The 20,976-nt window shown below is 74.2% G+C and carries 25 protein-coding genes; 11 read left to right on the top strand and 14 right to left on the bottom strand.

Annotation, left to right across the window (positions count from 1 at the left end):
* Nucleotides 1–15 precede the first annotated feature (15 nt).
* From AB0L25_RS18060 to AB0L25_RS18040, 5 genes are all read left to right on the top strand, one after another.
* Complete coding sequence (locus tag AB0L25_RS18060) at nt 16–1,584, top strand: FGGY family carbohydrate kinase (RefSeq protein ID WP_500173403.1); 1,569 nt, start codon at nt 16–18, stop codon at nt 1,582–1,584.
* Nucleotides 1,581–3,263, top strand: coding sequence for a glycerol-3-phosphate dehydrogenase/oxidase (locus tag AB0L25_RS18055; protein WP_500173401.1), 1,683 nt, complete (start codon nt 1,581–1,583; stop codon nt 3,261–3,263). Before AB0L25_RS18060 ends, AB0L25_RS18055 begins: the two co-directional genes overlap by 4 nt.
* Nucleotides 3,260–4,810: an FAD-binding oxidoreductase gene (locus AB0L25_RS18050; RefSeq protein ID WP_500173399.1), complete on the top strand. Its 1,551-nt coding sequence runs from the start codon at nt 3,260–3,262 to the stop codon at nt 4,808–4,810. The genes AB0L25_RS18055 and AB0L25_RS18050 overlap by 4 nt, the downstream gene beginning before the upstream one ends.
* Nucleotides 4,811–4,819: 9 nt before the next feature.
* Entirely contained in the window at nt 4,820–5,434 is a 615-nt protein-coding gene (locus tag AB0L25_RS18045; RefSeq protein ID WP_500173397.1) for a glycerol-3-phosphate responsive antiterminator, read from the top strand.
* 126 nt (nt 5,435–5,560) lie between these two features.
* The gene (locus AB0L25_RS18040; protein ID WP_500173395.1) at nt 5,561–6,505 is read left to right on the top strand and encodes a DMT family transporter; all 945 of its coding nucleotides are present in this window, start codon (nt 5,561–5,563) and stop codon (nt 6,503–6,505) included.
* Here the strand turns inward: AB0L25_RS18040 and AB0L25_RS18035 are convergent.
* The 6 genes from AB0L25_RS18035 to AB0L25_RS18010 form a co-directional block, all read right to left on the bottom strand.
* Nucleotides 6,492–8,081: a CocE/NonD family hydrolase gene (locus AB0L25_RS18035; protein WP_500173393.1), complete on the bottom strand. Its 1,590-nt coding sequence runs from the start codon at nt 8,079–8,081 to the stop codon at nt 6,492–6,494. The genes AB0L25_RS18040 and AB0L25_RS18035 overlap by 14 nt on opposite strands.
* A gap of 109 nt (nt 8,082–8,190) precedes the next feature.
* Nucleotides 8,191–8,607, bottom strand: a complete 417-nt coding sequence (locus tag AB0L25_RS18030) for an NUDIX hydrolase (protein WP_500173390.1) — start codon at nt 8,605–8,607, stop codon at nt 8,191–8,193.
* Between the two features lie 21 nt (nt 8,608–8,628).
* Complete coding sequence (locus AB0L25_RS18025; protein ID WP_500173387.1) at nt 8,629–9,378, bottom strand: amino acid ABC transporter ATP-binding protein; 750 nt, start codon at nt 9,376–9,378, stop codon at nt 8,629–8,631.
* Entirely contained in the window at nt 9,375–10,262 is an 888-nt protein-coding gene (locus AB0L25_RS18020) for an amino acid ABC transporter permease (protein WP_500173385.1), read from the bottom strand. The genes AB0L25_RS18025 and AB0L25_RS18020 overlap by 4 nt, the downstream gene beginning before the upstream one ends.
* A complete protein-coding gene (locus tag AB0L25_RS18015; RefSeq protein WP_500173383.1) occupies nt 10,259–11,113 on the bottom strand; it encodes an ABC transporter substrate-binding protein in 855 nt (284 codons plus the stop codon). Before AB0L25_RS18015 ends, AB0L25_RS18020 begins: the two co-directional genes overlap by 4 nt.
* Nucleotides 11,114–11,143: 30 nt before the next feature.
* Nucleotides 11,144–11,971 carry an SAM hydrolase/SAM-dependent halogenase family protein gene (locus AB0L25_RS18010; RefSeq protein ID WP_500173381.1) on the bottom strand — a complete coding sequence of 276 codons (828 nt, stop codon included), beginning with the start codon at nt 11,969–11,971 and terminating at the stop codon, nt 11,144–11,146.
* 135 nt (nt 11,972–12,106) lie between these two features.
* Between AB0L25_RS18010 and AB0L25_RS18005 the strand changes: the two genes are divergently transcribed.
* A complete protein-coding gene (locus AB0L25_RS18005; protein WP_500173379.1) occupies nt 12,107–13,036 on the top strand; it encodes a LysR family transcriptional regulator in 930 nt (309 codons plus the stop codon).
* Here the strand turns inward: AB0L25_RS18005 and AB0L25_RS18000 are convergent.
* From AB0L25_RS18000 to AB0L25_RS17975, 6 genes are all read right to left on the bottom strand, one after another.
* Nucleotides 13,033–13,434, bottom strand: a complete 402-nt coding sequence (locus AB0L25_RS18000; RefSeq protein ID WP_500173377.1) for a RidA family protein — start codon at nt 13,432–13,434, stop codon at nt 13,033–13,035. The genes AB0L25_RS18005 and AB0L25_RS18000 overlap by 4 nt on opposite strands.
* Nucleotides 13,435–13,513: 79 nt before the next feature.
* Complete coding sequence (locus tag AB0L25_RS17995) at nt 13,514–13,819, bottom strand: DUF202 domain-containing protein (protein WP_500173374.1); 306 nt, start codon at nt 13,817–13,819, stop codon at nt 13,514–13,516.
* 58 nt (nt 13,820–13,877) lie between these two features.
* The gene (locus AB0L25_RS17990; protein WP_500173372.1) at nt 13,878–14,267 is read right to left on the bottom strand and encodes a YidH family protein; all 390 of its coding nucleotides are present in this window, start codon (nt 14,265–14,267) and stop codon (nt 13,878–13,880) included.
* Nucleotides 14,268–14,445: 178 nt separating this feature from the next.
* Complete coding sequence (locus tag AB0L25_RS17985; RefSeq protein ID WP_500173370.1) at nt 14,446–14,739, bottom strand: DUF2165 family protein; 294 nt, start codon at nt 14,737–14,739, stop codon at nt 14,446–14,448.
* Nucleotides 14,736–15,359 carry a MerR family transcriptional regulator gene (locus AB0L25_RS17980; RefSeq protein WP_500173368.1) on the bottom strand — a complete coding sequence of 208 codons (624 nt, stop codon included), beginning with the start codon at nt 15,357–15,359 and terminating at the stop codon, nt 14,736–14,738. The genes AB0L25_RS17985 and AB0L25_RS17980 overlap by 4 nt, the downstream gene beginning before the upstream one ends.
* A 71-nt stretch (nt 15,360–15,430) precedes the next feature.
* Complete coding sequence (locus AB0L25_RS17975) at nt 15,431–16,150, bottom strand: IclR family transcriptional regulator (RefSeq protein WP_500173366.1); 720 nt, start codon at nt 16,148–16,150, stop codon at nt 15,431–15,433.
* A 106-nt stretch (nt 16,151–16,256) separates the two neighbouring features.
* Between AB0L25_RS17975 and leuC the strand changes: the two genes are divergently transcribed.
* The 4 genes from leuC to AB0L25_RS17955 all read left to right on the top strand — a co-directional run bounded on the left by leuC (nt 16,257) and on the right by AB0L25_RS17955 (nt 19,050).
* Entirely contained in the window at nt 16,257–17,654 is a 1,398-nt protein-coding gene (leuC, locus tag AB0L25_RS17970; RefSeq protein ID WP_500173364.1) for a 3-isopropylmalate dehydratase large subunit, read from the top strand.
* Nucleotides 17,655–17,663: 9 nt separating this feature from the next.
* Nucleotides 17,664–18,251: a 3-isopropylmalate dehydratase small subunit gene (leuD, locus tag AB0L25_RS17965; protein ID WP_500173361.1), complete on the top strand. Its 588-nt coding sequence runs from the start codon at nt 17,664–17,666 to the stop codon at nt 18,249–18,251.
* A gap of 128 nt (nt 18,252–18,379) precedes the next feature.
* The gene (locus AB0L25_RS17960; protein ID WP_500173359.1) at nt 18,380–18,613 is read left to right on the top strand and encodes an SCO5555 family protein; all 234 of its coding nucleotides are present in this window, start codon (nt 18,380–18,382) and stop codon (nt 18,611–18,613) included.
* A gap of 158 nt (nt 18,614–18,771) precedes the next feature.
* The gene (locus AB0L25_RS17955) at nt 18,772–19,050 is read left to right on the top strand and encodes an HU family DNA-binding protein (RefSeq protein ID WP_026403810.1); all 279 of its coding nucleotides are present in this window, start codon (nt 18,772–18,774) and stop codon (nt 19,048–19,050) included.
* An 89-nt stretch (nt 19,051–19,139) separates the two neighbouring features.
* On the opposite strand, the gene AB0L25_RS17950 is transcribed toward AB0L25_RS17955, so the two are convergent.
* Nucleotides 19,140–19,352, bottom strand: a complete 213-nt coding sequence (locus AB0L25_RS17950) for a cold-shock protein (RefSeq protein WP_500173356.1) — start codon at nt 19,350–19,352, stop codon at nt 19,140–19,142.
* Nucleotides 19,353–19,379: 27 nt separating this feature from the next.
* On the bottom strand, nt 19,380–20,054 hold the full coding sequence (gene cofC / locus AB0L25_RS17945) for a 2-phospho-L-lactate guanylyltransferase (protein ID WP_500173353.1): 675 nt from the start codon (nt 20,052–20,054) through the stop codon (nt 19,380–19,382).
* 85 nt (nt 20,055–20,139) lie between these two features.
* On the opposite strand from cofC, the gene AB0L25_RS17940 reads away from it, so the two are divergent.
* Nucleotides 20,140–20,970 carry a lysophospholipid acyltransferase family protein gene (locus AB0L25_RS17940; protein WP_500173351.1) on the top strand — a complete coding sequence of 277 codons (831 nt, stop codon included), beginning with the start codon at nt 20,140–20,142 and terminating at the stop codon, nt 20,968–20,970.
* The last annotated feature ends 6 nt before the right edge of the window (nt 20,971–20,976 follow it).

Below are 20,976 nucleotides of genomic sequence, written 5' to 3'. Positions count from 1 at the left end.
AAAGGACCTTCGCTGATGATCGGGGCGCTGAGAAACGGGCGACGCCGCCGCGGCGTGCTGAGCATCGATGAGGGCACCACGGGAACCCGTGCCGCCGTCGTCCTCGACGACGGCGGCGCGGCGCCCCCCGCCTACCTGCCCATCTCGGTCAGCTCGCCCGACCACCTGCGGGTGGAGCAGGACGCCGCCGAGATCTGGGCGAACACCGTCGAGGTGTGCCGGCGCGCCCTGGCGTGGGCCGCCGCCGAGGACGTCGAGGTCGTCGGCGTGTCGGTGGCGACGCAGCGCGCGACCGTCCTGGTGTGGGACACCGCGACCGGCGAGCCGCTCAGCCCGGCCGTCGTGTGGCAGGACCGCCGGTACGCCGCGCGGCTGCGCGCGTTCGAGCCCGCGTGGGACGACCGGCTCGTCGAGCGCACCGGACGTCCCGTCGGCTCGCGCGCGCCGCTGCTGTGGGCCGCCGAGGAGATCGCCCGCAACGACGCCGCGCGCCGCGCCCACGAGCGGGGACGGCTCGCGTTCGGATCGGTCGACACCTGGCTGGTGTGGAAGCTGACCGGCGGCGCGCGGCACGTCATGTCCGCGACGAACGCGGTCGCGGCGGGCGCCTACGACCTGCGCACCGGCACCTGGTACGACCCGTGGGTCGAGTTCCTCGGCTGCCCGCGCGACGTCCTGCCCGAGATCGTCGACGACGACGCCGACCTCGGCGGCACCGACCCGGCGGTGCTCGGCGTCCGGCTGCCGGTCCTGTCGGTCATGGGCGACCAGCACGCCGCGATGATCGCGCTCGGCGCGCACCGCCCCGGGCGGGCCACCTGCGTGCACGGCACCGGGACGTTCGTGGACGCCGTCGCCGGCGCCGCGCCGCCCGCGCACCGCCGCGCCGTCCCGGGGATCCTCACGCTCGTCGGCTGGCGGTCGCGCGGCACCAGCGTGTTCAGCCTGGAGGGCTACGCGTCCACCACCGGCTCGGCGATGCGCTGGCTCTGCGAGGAGATCGGCCTGTTCGAGTCGCCCCGCCACCTCGCCGAACTCGCGCGCGAGCACGACGGGCCGTCGGACGTCCTGTTCGTCCCGGCGCTCGCGGGCCTGCGCACCCCCGCGTGGGCGCCCGAGGCCACCGGGATCCTCACCGGGCTCAGCCTGTCCACGACCCGCGCCGCGCTCGCCCGCGGCATCCTCGACGGCTTCGCGCACTCGGTGTGCGACCTGCTCGAAGGCGTCGAGGTGGCCGGGGGCGCGCCCGTCACCGACCTGTTCTGCGGCGGTGGCCTCGCCGCCAGCGACGTCCTGATGGCGAGCCAGGCCGACCTGATCGGACGTCCGGTGCGGCGCGCCCCCGGCAACGAGACCGCGAGCCTGCGCGGCGCCGCCTACCTCGGCGGGGTGAAGGCCGGGCTGTGGCCCGACCTCGCCACCGCCGCCGCGCTCGAGGACGCCCCCGTCTTCGAGCCGACCCTGCCCGGCTCCCGGCGGGCCGAGGCCCGCGCCCGGTGGCGCGACCTGCTCGCCCGCCACCTGGCCCCGTCATCCACCAGCACGTCACATACCAGCACGTCACCGGAGGAATCGAAGCCGTGATCCGACTGCCCGAACGCAAGGCGAGATCCGAGACGCGGAACGCCATCCGCCGGACCCCGCTGCTCCTGGACCGCGCGCGGCAGGTCGAACGGCTCGCCGCCCGCCCCGTCGACGTCCTCGTCGTCGGCGGCGGCGTGACCGGCTGCTACACCGCGCTGGACGCCGCCACCCGCGGCCTGTCGGTCGCCCTCGTCGAGCGCGACGACTTCGCCTCCGGCACGTCGTCCAAGTCGTCCAAGATGGTGCACGGCGGGCTCCGCTACATCGAGCAGGGCAACCTGCCGCTGGTGCGGCGCTCCCTGCTGGAGCGGCAGCGGTTCCGCCGCAACGCCGCCCACCTGGTGCACCGGCTGCCGTTCGTGTTCCCCGTCCTGACGCAGGACGGCGTGTTCGACCCGAAGATCGCCAAGGCGTTCGAGGGGCTGCTGTGGACGTACGACCTGGCCGGCGGCTGGCGCATCGGCCGGCTGCACCAGAAGCTGACCGTCCCCGAGGTCCTGACGCGGGCGCCGAAGCTGCGCGCCGACCGGCTCAAGGGCGGGCTGCTGTACTACGACAGCCGCACCGACGACGCCCGCCTCACGCTGACGATCGCGCGGACCGCCGCGCACTTCGGTGCGACCGTCCTGAACGGCGCCGCCTGCACCGGCCTGATCCGCGAGGGCGGACGGGTGCGCGGCGCGACCGTCGAGGTCGACGGGCGCGCGATCGAGGTCCGCGCCGGCGTCGTGGTGAACGCGACGGGCGTCTGGTCCGACACGGTGGACGCCCTGTCCGACCCGGCGCACGAGCCGACCGTCCGTCCCGCGAAGGGCGTCCACATCGTGGTGCCGTGGACGCGGCTGCCCATCGACGGCACCGTCACCGTGCCCGTCCCGGGGCGGGCGCGCCGCGCGACCTGCACCCGCTGGGGCGACGTGGTGGTCGTCGGCACCACCGACACCGACTACGACGGGCCGCTCGACGAGGTGCTGTGCACCAGGGCGGAGATGGACTACCTCCTGGACGGCGCCAACACCGCGTTCGACGCCGACCTCACGCACGCCGACGTCGTCGGCTCGATCGCCGGGCTGCGGCCGCTGGTGGGCGCGAAGGACGGCAAGGAGGGCGCGACGCTCGACCTGAGCCGCGACCACCGCGTCACCACCGACGCGCACGGGATGGTCACCGTCACCGGCGGCAAGCTCACCACCAGCCGGCACATGGGCGAGCTGGTCGTGGACGAGGCGCTGAAGGTGCTCGGCCGCAAGGCCGCGTGCCGCACCGCGAGGCTGCCGCTGCTCGGCGCCGCCGGATACGACGCCGAGGCCACCGCGGCGACCGGCGGAACGGGCGCCCACCTGGGCGAGCGCTACGGCACCGAGTCCCGCTTCGTCGCCGCGCTGTTCGCCGAGGACGCCTCGCTCGCCGAGCCGATCGTCGAGGGCACGGCCTACCTGCGCGCCGAGGTCGTCTACGCGGCGCGCTGCGAGCTGGCGCGGTCCGTGGACGACGTCCTGTCGCGGCGCACCCGCATGCGGCTGTTCGCCCGCGACCTGTCGGTGCGGGCGGCGCCCGAGGTGGGGCGGCTGCTGCAGCGCGAGCTGGGCCTGCCGGACGACGAGGTCGCCCGGCAGGTGGAGGAGTACGTGTCCGGCATCGACCGGGAGAAGACCGTTCTGATGGAGGGACTTTCATGATCAGCAGGCAGACCGTCACGCACCCGTTCAACCGCGGCGACTACGTCGTCGGCGCCCCCACCCCGCCGCGCTGGGCCGCCGACTGCCCGCCCGGGGACGGGCCGGCGAGCCTGCAGGGCGAGGTCGTCCGCGTGCCGGACGCCGTCGTCGCCGAGCTGCGCGCCGTCGCGGCCGCCGTCCACACCGAGCGCGACGAGGTCGTCCGGCGGACCCGCGACTGGTGGGCGGGCACGTCCATCGGCGAGACCGACGGCGCCCCCGCCACCCCCGACGCCGTGATCGTCGAGGCCGCCGACGAGGACCAGGTCGCCGCGGTCGTCCGCGTGTGCGCGGCGCACGAGATCCCGCTGACCGTCTCCGCCGGGCGCAGCAACGTGCTCGGCGCCGCGCTGCCGGTCCACGGCGGGGTCGTGCTGGACGTGTGCGGGCTGAACCGCATCGTCGCGTTCGACGCCGAGTCGATGATCGTCGAGGTGCAGGCGGGCATGTTCGGCGACCTGTTCGAGAAGGAGCTGCAGGAGGTGCACGGCGCCACCACCGGCCACTGGCCGTCGGCGTTCGCCATCTCCACGGTCGGCGGCTGGGCCGCCTGCCGCGGCGCCGGGCAGCTGTCCACCCGCTACGGCAAGATCGAGGACATGGTCGTCGGGCTGGACGTCGTCCTCCCCGACGGGTCCACCGCCTCCTACGGCACCTACCCGCGCGCGGCCACCGGCCCCGACCTGCGGCAGCTGTTCATCGGCTCCGAGGGCACCCTCGGCGTGATCACCCGCCTGCGGCTGCGCGTGCACCGCCTGCCCGAGTACGCCAAGGGCCTCGCCTACGGGTTCGCCACGTTCGCCGCCGGGCTGGACGCCTGCCGGGAGATCCTCCAGCGCGGCGCCGCCCCCGCCGTCCTGCGCCTGTACGACGCGCACGAGAGCGGCACGCACTTCGGCGAGCCGGACACCAACCTGCTGCTCATCGCCGACGAGGGCGACCCGGCGCTGGTCGACGCCACGATGGCGATCGTCGCGGACGTCTGCGGCGCCGCCGCGTCCGTCACCCTGGACGGCGACGCGGTGTTCGAGCGCTGGCTGGACGAGCGGATGCTCGTCGGCAAGTCCGGCGACGGCTTCGCGAAGGGCCCCGGCTTCGTCGCCGACACCTGCGAGATCGCCGCGCCCTGGTCGGCCCTGTCGGCGATCTACACCGAGGTCGTCGAGGCGATCGAGGCCGTGCCCGGCACGCTGCGCGCGTCCGCGCACCAGTCGCACGCCTACACCGACGGCGCCTGCATCTACTTCTCGCTGCGCGGCGACGTCGAACGGTCCCGCCGCCGCGAGTGGTACCGGGCCGCGTGGGACGCCGCGAACGACGTCCTCATCCGGCACGGCGCGGCGATCAGCCACCACCACGGCGTCGGCCTGCTCCGCTCCCCGTACATGGAGAAGGCGCTCGGCAGCGGCTTCGGGACGCTCGCGCTGGTCAAGCGGGCCCTCGACCCGGCCGGGATCATGAACCCGGGCAAGCTGGGCCTTCCGTCCCGTTTTGGAGCAGGTGCGTAGCATTTGGCTGTGAGCCCACGCCCGAAACGTCCGGTGGACCGCCGCCTGCTGACCGCGCTGGCGGAGTACCCCGTCATGGCCTCGCTCGTCGGCACGGCCATGGCGGAGCGGTTCACCGCGACGCCGGCCCCGCTGGGGGTCCTCGCCTCGGTCCCGCTGGTCGACCTCCAGGCCACCGTGGCGAGGACGGCGGCCGCCGGGAAGATCGTGTTCGTCAACATCGACTCGACTCCCGGCCTCGGCCACGACCCGGGCGCGCTCACCTACCTCAAGGGCATCGGGGCGGTCGCGGTCTGCTCCACCCGCGCCGGGATCGTCGAGCGGGCGAGCGCGCTGGGCCTGCTGGCGATGCAGAAGGTCTTCGTGACGGACCGTTCCAACCTGCACCGCAGCGTCCAGTCGGTCGCCCGCTCGCAGCCCGACCTCGTGCAGCTCATGCCCGCGGTCGTCCTGCCGTACGTCGAGCGCCAGGCGCGGGACCTCGGCATCCCGTACCTGGCCGCCGGGTTCGTCCAGGGCGCGGCGGACGTCGCCGCCGCGCTCGGCCACGGCGCCGCGGGCGTGTGCACGTCCGACGAGGAGCTCTGGGACCTGCGCCGCGCCGCGCTCCCCGCCGCCCGCTGAGCCCGCCCGCGATCCCCGCCGGACGTTCCGTCCCCTGCGGCCCCCGCGCGGACCGTCCCGCGGGGGCCGGTCACGGCCGAATGCCCGCCCGCCCTCGCGTCCCGCCCCCGAATCGAAGGATCACGCATGTCGTCGGCCCCGCCGACCAGCGACCGGACGACCGGCTCCCGCCCCGCCCGTACCCGTACGCACGGTTCGACCGGGCCGTCGCGCCGGGTGAGCCCGATGGCGGTGGCGCCGCCCCTGTTCGTCGTGCTGTGGAGCAGCGCGTTCATCGCGGGCGTGCCGGGCGTGGAGTCGGCGCCGCCGCTGCTGCTGATGTTCGCCCGGTTCGGCCTCGCCGGGCTGCTGCTCGCCGCGTACGCGCTGGCCGTCCGCGCGCCGTGGCCGCGCGGCCGGGCCCTCGCGCACATCGCCGTCACCGGCCTGCTCATCCAGGCCGTCCAGTTCGGCAGCTTCTACACCGCGCTCGACCTCGGTTTCCCCGCGGCGGTCGTCTCCCTCGTGCAGGGCCTCAACCCCGTCGTGGTCGCGTTCGCCGCCCGGTTCCTCGGCGAGACCGTCACCGTCCGCCAGTGGCTCGGCTTCGCGCTCGGCGCCGCCGGCGTCGCCCTCGCCGTCGCCGACCGGCTCGCCCTGTCGGCCGGGGGCGTGCTGCTGTGCCTGGTCGGCCTCCTCGGCCTCAGCGCCGGGACCCTCTACCAGAAGCGGTTCGTCCCGGACATGGACGTCCGCTCCGGCACCGCCGCGCAGCTCCTCGCCGCCGCCCCGGCCGTCGGCGTGCTCAGCCTCCTGTTGGAGACCCCGCACGTCTCGGACTGGACGAAGTTCACCGGCTCGGTCGCCTGGATGGTCCTGGTCAACGCCATCGCCGCGTTCCTGCTGCTCAACACGATGCTGCAGCGGTTCTCCGCGAGCCGCGTCAGCACCCTGTTCTTCCTCACGCCGTCGGTCACCGCCGTCATGGCGTGGGCGCTCATCGGCCAGTCCCTGCACCCGCTGGCCGTCGCCGGGCTGGTGCTCGGCGGTGCGGGCGTGCTGCTCGCGAACCGGCCGGTCAGGACGTCCTGAGCGGCAGGACGATCCGGGACGCGCGGGCCGCGTCGTGGAACACGGTGTGCTCGGCGCGGACCATCGCCGGGTGCCGGTCGAACCGCGGGAAGTTCGACGAGGCGATCTCGACGCGGACGCGGTGACCGGCGCGGAACGTCTGGCTCGTGGCGGCGAGGTCGATCTCGTGCCGCGTCCGGTCGCCGGGGGAGCGGACGATCCCGTCGGCGACGTTCATCGCGCGCCCGTCCGGCCACACGTCCACGAGCTTGGCCGTCCAGTCGGCGCCCGGCGCGGTCGTCGCCGCGTGCAGCACCGCCGTGACCGGGCCCGTCACCTCGACGTCCGCGCTCAGGACGGGCGTGGTGAAGCACAGGACGTCCGGGCGTTCCTCGACGGCGCGCTGGTCGCGGGGGCCCGCGTTGACCGGGTCGGGCAGCAGCAGCCCGCCGCCGTGCGTCGGCACCGGGTCGTCGGGGTCGTGGACGAACGTCGAGGGGGGCGCGTCCGTCCCCGGGGGCTCGGGGGAGAGCGTCCCGTCCGCGTGCAGGTAGTAGGGCGTGCGGGGGAAGCCGGGCGGCGGCCACGAGGCGGCCTCCCGCCACGCGTTCGCGCCCATCGTGAAGTAGCGGACCTTCGGGCCGTCCGTCGATCCGCTCAGGAACGCGATCTGATCCGCCTCCACCAGCGCGGTCGCGGCGGCGGCCGCGTGACCGAAGTTCAGCTCCCCGACGCCGGACGCCTGCGACAGGTGCGTCCACGGGCCGATGACCAGCCGTCCGCCGGGGATGCGCCGGAAGTTCTCCAGGGTGCCGCGCAGGAACACGTCGAACCATCCGGCCGTGTGCAGCACCGGCACGTCGATGCGGTCGTGCCGGAGCGTCTCGGCGAGGTCCTGCCAGTACGCGTCGCGGTGGGGATGGTCCGTCCAGTCGCGCCAGAACGGGAACATCTCCGACACTCCCGGCATGTCCCGGACGGGCGTCGTGCGCAGCGCCTTGTCCGGTTCGGCGAGCGCGCCCAGCAGCCGCGCGAACCCGTCACCTCGCGCGCGTCCGCCCGCGGCACCGTGCAGCGCGCCCAGCAGGCCCTGGAGCGCGCCCCAATGGAACGCGGACCCGAGCGCGAACGCGCCCCCGTGGTACTTCAATCCGTCGTAGAAGTCGTGCGGCGTCATCGACGCCACGACCGCCTTCAGCCCGTCGGGCCGCTCGGCCGCGAGCTGCAGCGCGCACCCGGCGAGGTAGGACGTCCCGGACGCGACGACCTCGCCGTCCGACCACGGCTGCGCCCGGATCCACGCGACCGTGTCGGCGCCGTCGCGGCCCTCGTGCACCCACGGGGCGAACTCGCCGTCGCTGCGCCCGCGCCCCCGGCAGTGCTGCAGCACCACCGCCATGCCCGCGTGCAGGAACGCGGTGACCGGCTGAGACCGGAACACCTGCTCGCCGTAGGGGCCGCGGACGAGGACGGTCCGGTGCGGCCCGCCCGACGCCGGACGGTGCACGTCCGCGCGCAGGACCACGCCGTCCCGCATCGCGATCGGCTGGTCGAGCGTCGTCGTGACGGGGACGGCGGGACGGTCGAGCTCGGTCATCGGACGGGCTCCCGGCGCGGATGAGGGCGTGACGATCGAGGGCGTTGACGATCGAGGGCGTAACGACGTTAGGCACTCTCGCGTTCGCCGTCAACGAAATGCCGAAAATTCACCCGCGGCCGAGCAGCCCGCGTTCCGCCGCGAGGTCGAGGGCCGCCTGCGCGGCGGGGGCGAGCAGCCCGCGCTCGTCCGGCCCGACGAAGCGGAACTCGTCCACCTCGCCGGACGCGGCCATGTCACCCCGCCCGTCCGCCGTGAAGCACGCCATCCGGACGTGCGCGAACGCCGGCTGGTCGTGCGCGGGGGCCCGCACCACGCCCAGCTCGCGCAGCGACGCCCGCTCCAGTTCCAGGCCCAGCTCCTCGCGCACCTCCCGCGCCAGCGCCGACCAGTCGCTCTCGCCCGGCTCCCGCTTGCCGCCCGGCAGGTACAGCAGGTCGCGGCCGCGCGACCGGACGGCGAGCAGCCGCCCGTCCACGATCCGCACCCACGCGACGACGTCCAGCTCGGCGATGGAATCAGACATGCCGCTCAGTATCGCGGCACCCTAGAGCCGCCGGGACTCCAGGACGCGGCTCAGGAACTCGCGGGTCCGCGGCTCGGCCGGCTCGGTGAAGATCTGCTCGGCGGTGCCGCGCTCCAGCAGGACGCCGTCGTGCAGGAAGCACACCGTGTCCGCGATGTCCCGGGCGAACCCCATCTCGTGGGTCGCCAGGATCATCGTCATCCCCGACTCCTTCAGCTCCCGGATGATGCCCATCACCTCGGTGACCAGCTCCGGGTCCAGCGCCGACGTCACCTCGTCGAGCAGCAGCAGGCTCGGCCGGCCCGCCATCGCGCGGATGATCGCCACCCGCTGCTGCTGCCCGCCCGACAGCCGGTCGGGGTACTCGCCGGCCTTGTCGGCCAGGCCGAACCGCTCCAGCAGCTCCCGCGCCTGCTCCTCGGCCTCCCGCCGCTTCCGCCGGTGCACCCGGACGGGCGCCAGCGTGATGTTGTCGAGCACCGACATGTGCGGGAACAGGTTGTACGACTGGAACACCATCCCGATGCGCTTGCGGACGTCGTCGGGATCGGCGTCCGGGTCGGTGATCTCCTCGTCCTCCAGGAAGATCGCGCCGTCGTCGACCGTCTCCAGCACGTTCACGCACCGCAGCAGCGTCGACTTCCCCGAACCGGACGCGCCGATCAGGCACACCACCTCGTGCCGCGCGACGTCCAGGTCGACGCCGCGCAGCACCGGATGCGACCGGTAGGTCTTCCAGACGCCCTCGACGCGCAGCAGGGGTCCGCTCATGAGCCGCCTCCGGGGGCGCGGCGGCGCTCGGCGCGCGCCGCGAGATGGTCGGTGAACCGGGCCAGCGGCACCGTCAGCGCGACGAACAGCACCGCGGCCGCCAGGTAGGGCGTGTAGTTGAACGTCTCCGCCGAGTGGATCTGCGCCTGCCGCAGCGCCTCCAGCGGGCCGAGCACCGCGATCAGCGCCGTGTCCTTCTGCAGCGACGCGAAGTCGTTCAGCAGCGGCGGCACGACCCGGCGCACCGCCTGCGGCAGCACCACGAACCGCAGCGCCTGCGGCTGGCTCAGCCCGAGCGACCGGGCCGCCGCGCGCTGGCTCGGGTGGACCGAGTCGATCCCCGCCCGGAACACCTCCGCGACGTACGCGCCGTACGACAGGACGAGCGCGAGCCCGCCCAGCACCGCAGGGCTGTCCGGGACGCCCTGCAGCTGCAGCGCCGGAAGCCCGAACCCCACCAGGTACACCAGCAGGATCGTCGGGATGCCCCGGAAGACGTCCGTGTACGCGGTCGCCAGCGCCCGCAGCGGGAAGAACAGCGGGTTGCGCAGCCCCCGCGCCAGCGCCACCAGCAGCCCGAGCAGCAGGATGAGCGGCTCGGCGATGAGGAAGATCTGGACGTTCAGCCAGAAACCGCGCAGGACGTCCGGGAGCGCGCCCGTGAACTCGCCCCAGTTGAAGAACGTCTCGTGCACCCGGGGCCAGCCGGGCGACGACACCACGACCCCGGCGACGACCGCGACGAACAGCACGCTCGACACGGTGGCCAGCGACGCCGACCGGACGCCCGCGCGGCGGCGGCGCCGCTCGCGCTCGCGCTGCCGCTCGCTCTTCACCCAGGCGGCGCCGCCGTCCGGCGCGCCGCCCTCGGCCGGTGCCTTCACTTCAGCAGCGGCGCGTCGGCCTCGTCCGCCAGCCACTTGTCCTCGAGCTTCTGCAGCTCACCGGACGACTTCAGTGCGCCGACGGCCTCGTTGAGGCAGGTCACCAGGGGGTTGTCGCGTTCCAGCAGCAGCCCGAAGTGCTCGGTGTCGCCGTCGCGGTGCGGCAGCTGCCCGACGATCTTCGAGCCGTCGATCTGCGCGCCGGTGACGTAGAACGCGGTCGGCAGGTCGACGACCAGCAGGTCCACCTGCTCGTTCTTCAGCGCGTTCACCGCGTCGATCTGCGTGTTGAACACCTTCGGCTCGTCATCGGGCCCGATCTGCTCCTTGACGGCCTGCAGCGAGGTCGTCCCGACCTGCACCGCGATCCGGGCGTCCTTCAGCTCGGCCATCGTCGTGGCGCCCGCGTACTTCGAGCCGTCCATCGTGACCACGGCCTGCCGGACGGTGTAGTAGCCGTCGCTGAACGTCACGGCCTTCGCCCGCTCCGGGGTGACCGAGATCTGGTTGATGTCGAAGTCGAACTTCTTCGGGCCGGGCGCGTACGCCGAGTCGAACGGCTGGACCGTCCAGGTCACCTCGTTCTTGCCGAACCCGAGCTCGCCGGCGACCGCGTACGCCACGGCGCTCTCGAAGCCCTCGCCGTTCGACGGGTCGTCGCCCGCGAACCACGGCTCGAACGCGGGCTTGTCGGTCGCGATCGTGAGCTTGCCGGGCGTCTTGAGGTTCAGGTCCTCCTTGGCGCAGGAGGCGGGCGCCTCGGCGGTCGAGGTCTCCTCGGGGGCGCAGGCGGTGCCGGCGAGGACGACGGCGGCGAGCCCCGTCAGCAGGGGCAGGTGGCGGCGGGACACGGGGGCTCCATGGGTGTGTTCGGTGGTGATCTAAGCGGCCGGGACGGCCCGGAGGGCGAGCGAGGTCGCGCCGGCGAGACCGAGGACCTCGGCCGCCGACCCCTGGTTGACGGCCAGGCCGAGCCAGCCGGACGAGTCGGTCCACAGCAGCGCGCTTCCGGGCGGCACGCTGCCGAACGTCTCGGCGAAGGGCACGCGCGCGGTGCGCTCGGCGCCGTCCGGACCCGTCCAGACGACGTCCAGCGGGGTGCCGGGCTCCGGCCCGCCGAGCGCGGCGGCGAGGTCGCCCGGCCGCGCGCCGAGCACGAGGCTGCCGAACCGGTCGGTGTACAGGACCGGGACGGTCAGTTCCCCGGCGGCGACGACCGGTGCCGGGACGTCGAGGGGCAGCGGCTCCACGGCCGGGCCGAACTCGGCGACGGCGACGCCCGCGGCGGCGTGCGCGGCGGCGGGGGAGAAGATGTCGCGCCCGTGGAACGACGTCGACACGTCGGGCAGCCGGTACGCCGGGTCCTCCAGCGCGTGCGCGGCGGTGACGCCGCCGAGCGCCTCGGCCGCCGGGAGCAGCAGCCCGTTGTCCGGGCCGACCAGCACGTCCCCGCGGCCGGTGCCGATGGCGACCGGCCGCCGCGGCGTCCCCACGCCCGGATCGACGATCCCGACGTGCACGCCCCGCGGCAGGTACGGCAGCGCCTGCCGCAGCAGCATCGCGCCCTCCCGCACGTCGAAGGGCGTGATCTCGTCGCTGAGCACCAGCACGTTCGCGTGCGGGACGATCCCGTACATCACGCCCGCGCAGATGGCGGTGTAGGCGGCGCCGAAGTCGGTCGCCAGGCTGATGAACGGACGGTCGGGCATGGACACCTCGGGGACCTGCGATGATGACGGAGGGTGAGGTGCAAAAGGGTACCAACCGGTGATCACGCTCGGGACGCCGCTCCGCTCCCCGGCGCCCGCCCCCGACCGCCCGCCCCGCCCGTATCCTCGCGGGTGATGCGCCCCGAAGCCCTCGACCCCGTGCTGCTCCGCACGTTCGTCGCCGTCGCCGACCTCGGCTCCTTCACCGCCGCCGCGTCCGCCGGCGGCTACACCCAGTCGGCCGTGTCCCGGCAGATCGCCGCCCTGGAGGACCTCTGCGGCGTCGAACTGTTCGCGAGGGGCGCGCGCGGCGTCCGTCCGACGCCCGCCGCCGAGCACCTCCTGCCGCACGCCCGCGCCCTGCTCGATCGGCTCGCCGACACCGCCCGCGCCCTCGACGGGCTGCGCCGCCTCGACGCCGGAACCCTCCGGGTCGGCGCGTTCCCGACCGCGAACGTCGCGCTCGTCCCGGCCGCCCTGGCCCGCCTCCGGGCGCGGCACCCCGGGGTGCGGATCGTCCTGCGCGAGGATCTGACCGAGCGGCTGGCGCCGATGCTCGACGCGGGCGATCTCGACGTCGCCGTCGTCAGCACGCACAAGGTCCCCGCCCCCGCGGGGGACCCGGTCCGCCTCCTCGACGACGAGCTGCTCGTCGCCCTCCCGCGCGACCATCCGCTCGCGTCGCGCCGGCGCGTCTTCCTGGACGGCCTCGCGGACGACCCGTGGATCGTCGCCGACGACCCCGCGGCCGTCGCCGCACTGCACGCCCGCTGCGAGGCCGCCGGGTTCACCCCGCGCACGCCGCTGCGGGCCGCCGAGTGGATCTCCAAGCTCGGCCTCGTCGCCGCGGGCTTCGGCGTCACGTTCGTCCCGTCCCTGGCCGCGCCCGGCGCGACGCGGGAGGGCGTCGTCCTGCGGGCGGTCGCGCCGGAGCCGCCGCGCCGCACCGTGTACGCGGCGGTGGGCCGGCACGCCCGCAGGTCCCCGCCGGTGACGGCGTTCCTCCGGGACCTGCGGGACGCCGCGGCCGGCGCGGAGGCGTCCCGCCCGGCCGCGTCCGGCTAGACGGCCGCGACGACCTCGACCTCGAGCAGCGCGTCCGGGTGGAAGAGGCGCGGCACCTCCACCGTCGTGCTCGTCGGCGCCGGGCCCGGCAGGTACCGGGCCCGCACCGCGCCGTACTCGGGCAACCGGCCGAGGTCGGTGAGGAACGTGCGGATGTTGACGATGTCGGCGAAGCCCGCGCCGTGCGCGGCGAGGATCCGCTCCAGCAGGGAGAAGACCACCTCCGACTGCCGCGTCATGTCGCCGGGCGCCGCCACCGTGCCGTCGTCCTCCAGGGCGATCTGCCCCGAGACGTAGAGCATCGGTCCGGACGTCACGTGGACGGCGTGCGAGTAGAGCGGCGTCGGCGGCGCCGGGACGGTCGTGGGATCGCTGTGCGTTATTCGTGTCCGTGTCATGGCGCGTCCGACGCTAGGCGCGGGCGGGCCATGACACCAGCGAAGGCTTCGCACACCAGGCATGCGGGCCGCGCATGCCTCAGACCGCGAGCAGGATCCCCACGACGGCCAGCAGGATCGTCAGGCCCGTCGTGAGCAGGACGGACTCGGCGTCGGCGATCCGCGCGCCGCGCGCCAGCCGCTCCCCGCGCCGCCGCAGGTTCGCGCGCGTCCGGCGCACCTGCAGCGCGGCGGCCCCGCACACGACCGCCGCCGCCGTCGCCGCGCCGACCGCCGACGGCGCCAGCCGCACGCAGAACAGTCCCGCGACGACCAGCGCGAGCGTCGTGCGCGACCAGGCCAGCGCCGTCCGCTCCGGCTGCGCGCCCCGGTCCCAGAGCTTCACGATCGCCCGCGCGCGCTGTCGGCCGCCGCGCGGCGCGCGGGGCGCGCCCGCCGGGAGGTCATCGGGTGACGAGGAGGGCGACGACGAGGGCGACCGCCCCGATCGCCAGGCCGTACGACATGAGGGGGGCGAGGGCCGGGGGCGGGAGGGTCTCGTCGCGGCGCAGCGCGCGCTCGGTGCGCAGCCAGCGGCGGAACGCCAGCGCGGCCACGAGCCCGCCGGCGGAGGAGAAGCCGATCGCGAGGACGTGCCGCAGCGGCGCGTCCACGAGGTCGCCGGCCAGCGCCACGCCGACGCCGCCCGCGACCAGGGCCAGCGCCGTGCGGATCCAGGCGAGGAAGGTCCGCTCGTTGGCGAGGGTGAAGCGCGGGTCGGGGTCGCTGCCCTCGGCGAGCAGGCGGTCGGTCCACCGCCCGCCGGGGGACTCGGGGGAGCGCGTCGCGGTCATCGGTGTGGCGAACCTGCGTTCGGGAAATGGGCGGCCGGTTGCCGCTCTCGTCCCTTCATATTAGGTGATGGCTGCAATTTTTCATTTGTCGGCTTTTCCCATCCAACAGCTGGGAAAAGTTCGATCGGGCCGCGGGACGCCCGCCGGACCGGCGGGCGCCCCGCGGCACCGGCCCAGGTCAGGACGAGCGCACCGGCCGCCCGCCCGCGCCGCCGGCGTGCTCGGCGTCACGCGGGACCCGGTCGTTTTCGATCGTCAGGTAGATGAGGACGATGCCGATGTAGGTGCACAGCCGCACCGCGTCGGGAATGCCGTTCCACGTCTCGTTCATCCACATGCCGAACCATTCGCCGGCGACGGCCTGGAAACCGAAGAACCAGAGGAAGAGCCCGATCGTGCAGCCGACGAGCCCCCAGCGCTTGGCCCGGCGGTACACGGCGTCGGCCGCGCGCAGGCTCCGACGCCCCGTCACGGGGTGAACCGGCGGGCGGAGGCGTCCTCCTGCGCCAGCCGGTGCAGGGCCGCGAAGACCCGCTCGTACACGACGGTCGTCACCAGCAGCGACCGGACGGTCCGGGCGCGCGGGGCCGTCTCGTCGACGCGGGCGATCTCGTGCTCGGCGACGCCCTCGGCCGCGCGGACGTAGGGGCGCAGGTCGGCGAGCGTGACGGGGTAGCCGAGGCGGCGCAGCGAGACGAACGCGGCGGCGAGCAGGTCGCGGGCGGGGGCGTCGGCGTCGACGCGCCAGCCGAGTTCGCGGAGCAGCGCGTCGACGTCCTGGCGGGCGGCGCGCCAGTCGGGGTCGGCGGGGGCGGCGGCGTCCGGGCCGACGGCGCGCTGCGCGGCGCCGACCAGCCCGTGCGGGCCGCAGTCGCCGTCGACGGCCGCGACGACCTCGCGGATCGCCGCGACCGGCAGGTCGCCGACCTCGCGCAGCGCGCTGATCAGCCGCAGCCGCTCCAGGTGGGCGGGGCCGTACTCGGACCGGGTGGCGCTCACCGCCGAGCCCCCGGGCAGCAGCCCCTGCCGGATGTAGAACTTGATCGTCTGCACCGTCAGGCCGCTGCGGTCGCTCAGCTCGGAGATCTGCACCGCGCACCCCCTCGCCCGGAGGGTATCCCCGAATCGGCGGCCCCCGCGGGCGATTCGGCGTTATCGGACGGTCAGGACGCGGTGCGCCGCATCCCCTCGGAGATCTTCTCGGCGGCGGCGATGACGGGGCCCGCGTGCAGCCGGCCGGGGGAGCGGGTGAGGCGCTCGAGGGGCCCGGACACCGACACCGCGGCGATCACCCGTCCGGCGGCGCCGCGGATCGGGGCCGACACCGAGCCGACGCCCTGCTCCCGCTCGCCGATGCTCTGCGCCCAGCCCCGGCGGCGGACGGACGCGAGCGTCGCGGCCTCGAACTTCGCGCCGCGCAGGCCCCGGTGCAGCCGGTCGGGCTCCTCCCACGCGAGCAGGATCTGCGCGGCGGACCCGGCGGTCATCGGGAGGGCGGCCCCGACCGGGATGGTGTCGCGCAGGCCGCTGCTGCGCTCGGCCGCGGCGACGCAGACCCGGACGTCCCCCTGGCGGCGGAACAGCGACGCGCTCTCGCCCGTCAGGTCGCGGAGCTGCGACAGGATCGGCTGGGCGATGGCGAGCAGGCGGTCCTCGCCGGCCGCGACGGACAGCTCGGCGAGGCGCGGGCCGAGGATGAACCGGCCCTGCGCGTCGCGGTGCACGAACCGGTGGTGCTCCAGCGCGACGGCGAGCCGGTGGGCGGTCGGCCGGGCCAGGCCGGTGCTCTGGACGAGCTGGGCGAGCGACGCCGGACCCGCCTCGAGCGCGTTCAGCACGAGAACCGCTTTGTCAAGTACGCCGACTCCGCTAGAGTTGTCCATGTCTTGATATTGCAGTCTCGGAATGTGAGATGCAAATCGGGGCGGACAAGACCAGCGACGCGGTAAGCAACGCGTCGGACGAATCATGACAGGTGAGGTGGGAGCGATGGGCCGGACACTGGCCGAGAAGGTGTACGACGCGCACGTCGTACGGCGTGCCGAGGGCGAGCCCGACCTCCTCTACATCGACCTGCACCTGGTGCACGAGGTCACCAGCCCGCAGGCGTTCGACGGGCTGCGGATGAACGGCCGCAAGGTCCGCCGCCCCGACCTGACGATCGCCACCGAGGACCACAACGTCCCGACGACCGACCTGCTCAAGCCGATCGCCGACCCGGTGTCGCGCACCCAGGTCGAGACGCTGCGCAAGAACTGCTCCGACTTCGGCGTCCGCCTGCACCCGATGGGCGACGACGGCCAGGGCATCGTCCACGTCATCGGCCCGCAGCTCGGGCTGACCCAGCCGGGCATGACGGTCGTGTGCGGCGACTCGCACACCTCCACGCACGGCGCGTTCGGCGCGCTCGCATTCGGCATCGGCACCAGCGAGGTCGAGCACGTCCTCGCCACCCAGACGCTGCCGCAGGTTAAGCCGAAGACGATGGCCGTCACCGTCGAGGGCGAGCTGCCCGCCGGCGTCACCGCCAAGGACCTCATCCTGGCGATCATCGCCCGGATCGGCACCGGCGGCGGCCAGGGCCACATCATCGAGTACCGCGGCGCGGCGATCCGCTCGCTGTCGATGGAAGGCCGCATGACCGTCTGCAACATGTCGATCGAGGCCGGCGCCCGCGCGGGCATGATCGCCCCGGACGAGACGACCTTCGACTACATCAAGGGCCGCCCCCACGCCCCCCGGGGCGCCGACTGGGACGCGGCCGTCGAGTACTGGACGTCCCTGCGCACCGACGACGACGCGGTCTTCGACAAGGAGATCGTCATCGACGCCGCCGCGCTGACCCCGTTCGTCACCTGGGGCACCAACCCCGGCCAGGGCCTCCCGCTCGGCGACTCCGTGCCCGACCCGGCGTCCTTCGCCGACCCCGTCGAGCGCCAGGCCGCCGAGCGCGCCCTCGAGTACATGGGCCTCACCGCCGGGACGCCCCTGCGCGAGATCGCCGTCGACACCGTCTTCGTCGGCTCCTGCACCAACGGGCGCATCGAGGACCTGCGCGCCGTCGCGGACGTCCTCAAGGACCGCAAGGTCGCCGACGGCGTCCGCATGCTGGTCGTCCCCGGCTCCATGAAGGTCAAGAAGCAGGCCGAGGACGAGGGCCTCGACGCGGTCATCTCCGCCTCGGGCGCCGAATGGCGGGAGGCCGGCTGCTCGATGTGCCTCGCCATGAACCCCGACAAGCTCACCCCGGGCGAGCGCAGCGCCTCGACGTCCAACCGCAACTTCGAAGGACGGCAGGGGCCGGGCGGCCGCACCCACCTGGTGTCGCCCGCCGTCGCCGCCGCCACCGCCGTCACCGGCCGCCTGGCCGCTCCCGCCGACCTCTGAGGAACCACGATGGAAGCGTTCACGACCTACACCGGGCGCGCGGTCCCGCTGCGCCGCAGCAACGTCGACACCGACCAGATCATCCCCGCCGTGTGGCTCAAGCAGGTCAGCCGCACCGGCTTCGACAAGGGCCTGTTCTCCGCGTGGCGTGAGGACCCCGAGTTCGTCCTCAACCAGCCGCGGTACGCGGGCGCGGGGATCCTGGTCGCCGGCCCCGACTTCGGCACCGGCTCGTCCCGCGAGCACGCCGTCTGGGCCCTGCAGCAGTACGGCTTCCGCGTCGTCATCGCGCCCCGCTTCGGCGACATCTTCCGCAACAACTCCACCAAGATGGGCCTGCTGCCGGTCGTCCTCACCGGCGAGCAGGTCGAGCGCCTCCAGACCCTCGTCGAGCAGGACCCGACGCTGGAGATCACGGTCGACCTCGAGAAGCGCGAGGTCCGCCACGGCGCCGAGACCGCCGCCTTCGAGATCGACGACTACACCCGCTGGCGCCTGATGGAGGGCCTGGACGACATCGGCCTCACCCTCCGCCACGCCGACGCCATCGCAGACTTCGAGGCGACGCGCCAATCCTGGAAGCCCGTCACCCTTTAAGACGCGGGCGGTGGCCCGGATCGCGGGGGCGGTCCGGGCCTTCGGCGTACCCGGGTGCGGGGGGCGGTTCGCGGAGCGGGGACAATCGAGGTGTGCGGAGGCCCGAACGAGTGTTGGGGGGAATACACGTGACCTCGGCCCCGTGGGACGGACCGGCGTGGGACGACCCGGAACTGACCCGGCTCGCACGGCAGCTGCGCGACGCCCATCGCGCCGTCGCGCCGCTCCCGCCGTCCGTCCGGCAGCGGCTCATCAGGCACCTCTTGGCGATCACCGATCTGGCGAAGCGGGACGCCGCCCTGGCCGCACGCAGGCTGGAGGCGTTCCTCGCCGATTTCCAAGACGCGCCCGACGTCCGTTAGCGTGCGCAGTGGCCGGATCCGGTCCGGTCACCCGGCGAGACGGGGACGAGAACGACAAAAACGGCCGCGACACGCCAGTCATTGCGTGCAGGTGATTGTGTCGGTGCTGAGGGTCCCTTAGTTTCGTTCGGGCAAGGGGGGAACTAGAGGAGTAACCCATGAACAAGCGTGAGCTGGTCGACGCGATCTCTGACCGGCTGGGCAGCAAGAAGGCCGCAGCCGAGGCCGTCGACGCCATCCTGGAGGCGATCCAGACCGCCGTCGCCAAGGGCGACAAGGTCGCGATCACCGGGTTCGGTTCGTTCGAGAAGGCCGACCGGCCTGCCCGTACGGCCCGTAACCCCGCAACGGGCAAGACCATCGAGGTTCCGGCGACGTCCGTGCCGAAGTTCAAGGCCGGCGCCGACTTCAAGAACCTGGTGGCCGGAAAGAAGTAGCGATACGGCGAGGGCGCCCGGGACCGATCGGCATGATCCCGGGCGCCTTCGCTTTATCCGTGGTCCGCTCGCCCGGCCGTCCGCCCGGGTCAGGGGGACGTCGGCGGCAGCGGGAACGTCGAGAGGGTCACCACTACGACGCGGCCCTCGTGCAGCGCGAGGTTGACCCGCTGCCCGAACCGCAGCAGCCGCAGGCCGCCCGCGTCGAACGCGGCGGCGTCGAACGGCAGTTCCGTCCCGTCGTCCAGCAGCACGCTGCCCGAGCGCGTCTCGTCGTCGAACGTCCGCACCGTCCCCTGCATGCCGATCACCCTAACGGCGCGCCGGGCTCACGCGTCGGCGGCGAGGGCGGGGAGCCGGGCCGCGACGGACGCGGTGTGCGGGCCCGCGCCGAGCGCGAGAACCGCACGAAGATCGTCCGGGGTGTCCACATCCCGGCGTACGCTGTCGATGGAGTCCAGGACCAGTTCCCGGGCGCCCCGGGCGCGGTGCGCGGCGCGCGAGCCGTGCCCGAACGCCGGGGCGAACGGGACGCCGGGACGCGCGGTGTACAGGGTGGTGCCGACGCCCGCCGCGTCCGGGACGAACGCGTGCGGCGCGGCCGCGGCGGCGTCGAGGACGCGCGCGAGTTCGTCCGGCCGCAAAGCGGGCAAGTCAGCTGAAAGCGCCCCCACACCCGCGTCCGGGGCGGCCTCCCGGCCCCGCGCGGCCCCGTACTCCAGGGCCGGGTTGAGGCCCGCGTCGGGCTCGTCGGGCACGATCCGGGCGCCGAGGGCGGCCAGTTCGGCGGCCGGAAGGGGATCGTCGGTGACGACAATCACAGTGCGGACGCGGGCGCAGCGCAGTGCGGCGGCGACCGTGTCGGTGGCCACGGCCAGGGCGAGGTCCCGCCGGTGCGGGCCCGCGGCCGCGGACATCCGGGTCTTCGCCCTGGCCAGGACCTTGACCGGCACGACGAGCGACCACTGGAGGCGGGGCGCGCTGGGCGCAGCTTCAGAAGACATGGCAACTCGACACTATGCGCACGGAACCGCGAAACTTGAGGACACCCCGCGTTCACCCGGGGTACGGATCGGAAGGGGACGGGGCATGAGCCACGGGTATTCGCCGGCCTGGCGCAAGCTCACGATCGTCATCCTGCGCCCGCTGCTGTTCGGGCTGCTGAAACGGGACTGGCGGGGCCGGGGCAACGTACCCGGGGAGGGCGGTGTGATCATCGCCGCGAACCACATCTCCGAGTCCGATCCGCTGGCGCTCGCCCACTTCGTCTACGAGGCGGGCCGCTACCCCGTCTACCTGGCCAAGTCCACGCTGTTCGACGTGCGGTTCATCCGGGCCGTGCTGCGCGGCACCGGGCAGATCCCGGTGTACCGCGACAGCGCGGACGCGGCGATGGCGCTGCGGGACGCCGAACGCGCGCTGCTGGACGGCGAGTGCCTGATGTTCTACCCCGAGGGAAGCTGCACCCGCGACCCCGAGCTGTGGCCCATGACCGGCCAGACGGGCGTCGCGCGGATGGCGCTGCAGACGGGCGCGAAGGTCGTCCCGGTGGCGAGCTGGGGCGCGCACGAACTGCTGCCGTACAAGAAGGTCGAGCAGACCGGCCTCGCGGGCTCCCTGAAGAAGGGCTTCCACCCGTTCCCCCGCAAGACGATGCGGGTCATCGCGGGACCGCCCGTCGACCTGTCGCGGTACGAGGGCCGCCCGCTCGACCGCGAGACGCTGCGCGCCGCGACCGACGACGTCATGACGGCGATCGCCGGGCTGCTCGGCGAGCTGCGCGGCGAGGAGCCGCCGACGGAGCGCTACGACCACCACCGCGTGCTGGAGGAGCGGCGCGGCGCCGCGGTGCCCGGCGCCCGTCCGGCCGCGGACGACGCCGGGGCGCGCCCGTCCCGGAGCGAGGCGGCGGGCTCGTGACGTTCA

Origin of the sequence: Spirillospora sp. NPDC052242, from assembly GCF_040679555.1 — a bacterium.
Classification (GTDB): domain Bacteria; phylum Actinomycetota; class Actinomycetes; order Streptosporangiales; family Streptosporangiaceae; genus Spirillospora.
This window is presented reverse-complemented; position numbering and strand designations above follow the sequence as displayed.

Bases quoted from the DNA above. Each gene is read 5' to 3' on its own strand.
- AB0L25_RS18040 (WP_500173395.1), top strand. From the start codon at position 5,561: ATGTCGTCGGCCCCGCCGACCAGCGACCGGACGACCGGCTCCCGCCCC.
- AB0L25_RS18025 (WP_500173387.1), bottom strand. From the start codon at position 9,378: ATGAGCGGACCCCTGCTGCGCGTCGAGGGCGTCTGGAAGACCTACCGG.
- leuC (WP_500173364.1), top strand. From the start codon at position 16,257: ATGGGCCGGACACTGGCCGAGAAGGTGTACGACGCGCACGTCGTACGG.
- AB0L25_RS17955 (WP_026403810.1), top strand. From the start codon at position 18,772: ATGAACAAGCGTGAGCTGGTCGACGCGATCTCTGACCGGCTGGGCAGC.
- AB0L25_RS18030 (WP_500173390.1), bottom strand. From the start codon at position 8,607: ATGTCTGATTCCATCGCCGAGCTGGACGTCGTCGCGTGGGTGCGGATC.
- AB0L25_RS18050 (WP_500173399.1), top strand. From the start codon at position 3,260: ATGATCAGCAGGCAGACCGTCACGCACCCGTTCAACCGCGGCGACTAC.
- leuD (WP_500173361.1), top strand. From the start codon at position 17,664: ATGGAAGCGTTCACGACCTACACCGGGCGCGCGGTCCCGCTGCGCCGC.
- AB0L25_RS17940 (WP_500173351.1), top strand. From the start codon at position 20,140: ATGAGCCACGGGTATTCGCCGGCCTGGCGCAAGCTCACGATCGTCATC.
- AB0L25_RS17950 (WP_500173356.1), bottom strand. From the start codon at position 19,352: ATGCAGGGGACGGTGCGGACGTTCGACGACGAGACGCGCTCGGGCAGC.
- AB0L25_RS18035 (WP_500173393.1), bottom strand. From the start codon at position 8,081: ATGACCGAGCTCGACCGTCCCGCCGTCCCCGTCACGACGACGCTCGAC.
- AB0L25_RS18010 (WP_500173381.1), bottom strand. From the start codon at position 11,971: ATGCCCGACCGTCCGTTCATCAGCCTGGCGACCGACTTCGGCGCCGCC.
- cofC (WP_500173353.1), bottom strand. From the start codon at position 20,054: ATGTCTTCTGAAGCTGCGCCCAGCGCGCCCCGCCTCCAGTGGTCGCTC.
- AB0L25_RS17990 (WP_500173372.1), bottom strand. From the start codon at position 14,267: ATGACCGCGACGCGCTCCCCCGAGTCCCCCGGCGGGCGGTGGACCGAC.
- AB0L25_RS18000 (WP_500173377.1), bottom strand. From the start codon at position 13,434: ATGACACGGACACGAATAACGCACAGCGATCCCACGACCGTCCCGGCG.
- AB0L25_RS18060 (WP_500173403.1), top strand. From the start codon at position 16: ATGATCGGGGCGCTGAGAAACGGGCGACGCCGCCGCGGCGTGCTGAGC.
- AB0L25_RS17975 (WP_500173366.1), bottom strand. From the start codon at position 16,150: ATGGACAACTCTAGCGGAGTCGGCGTACTTGACAAAGCGGTTCTCGTG.
- AB0L25_RS18005 (WP_500173379.1), top strand. From the start codon at position 12,107: ATGCGCCCCGAAGCCCTCGACCCCGTGCTGCTCCGCACGTTCGTCGCC.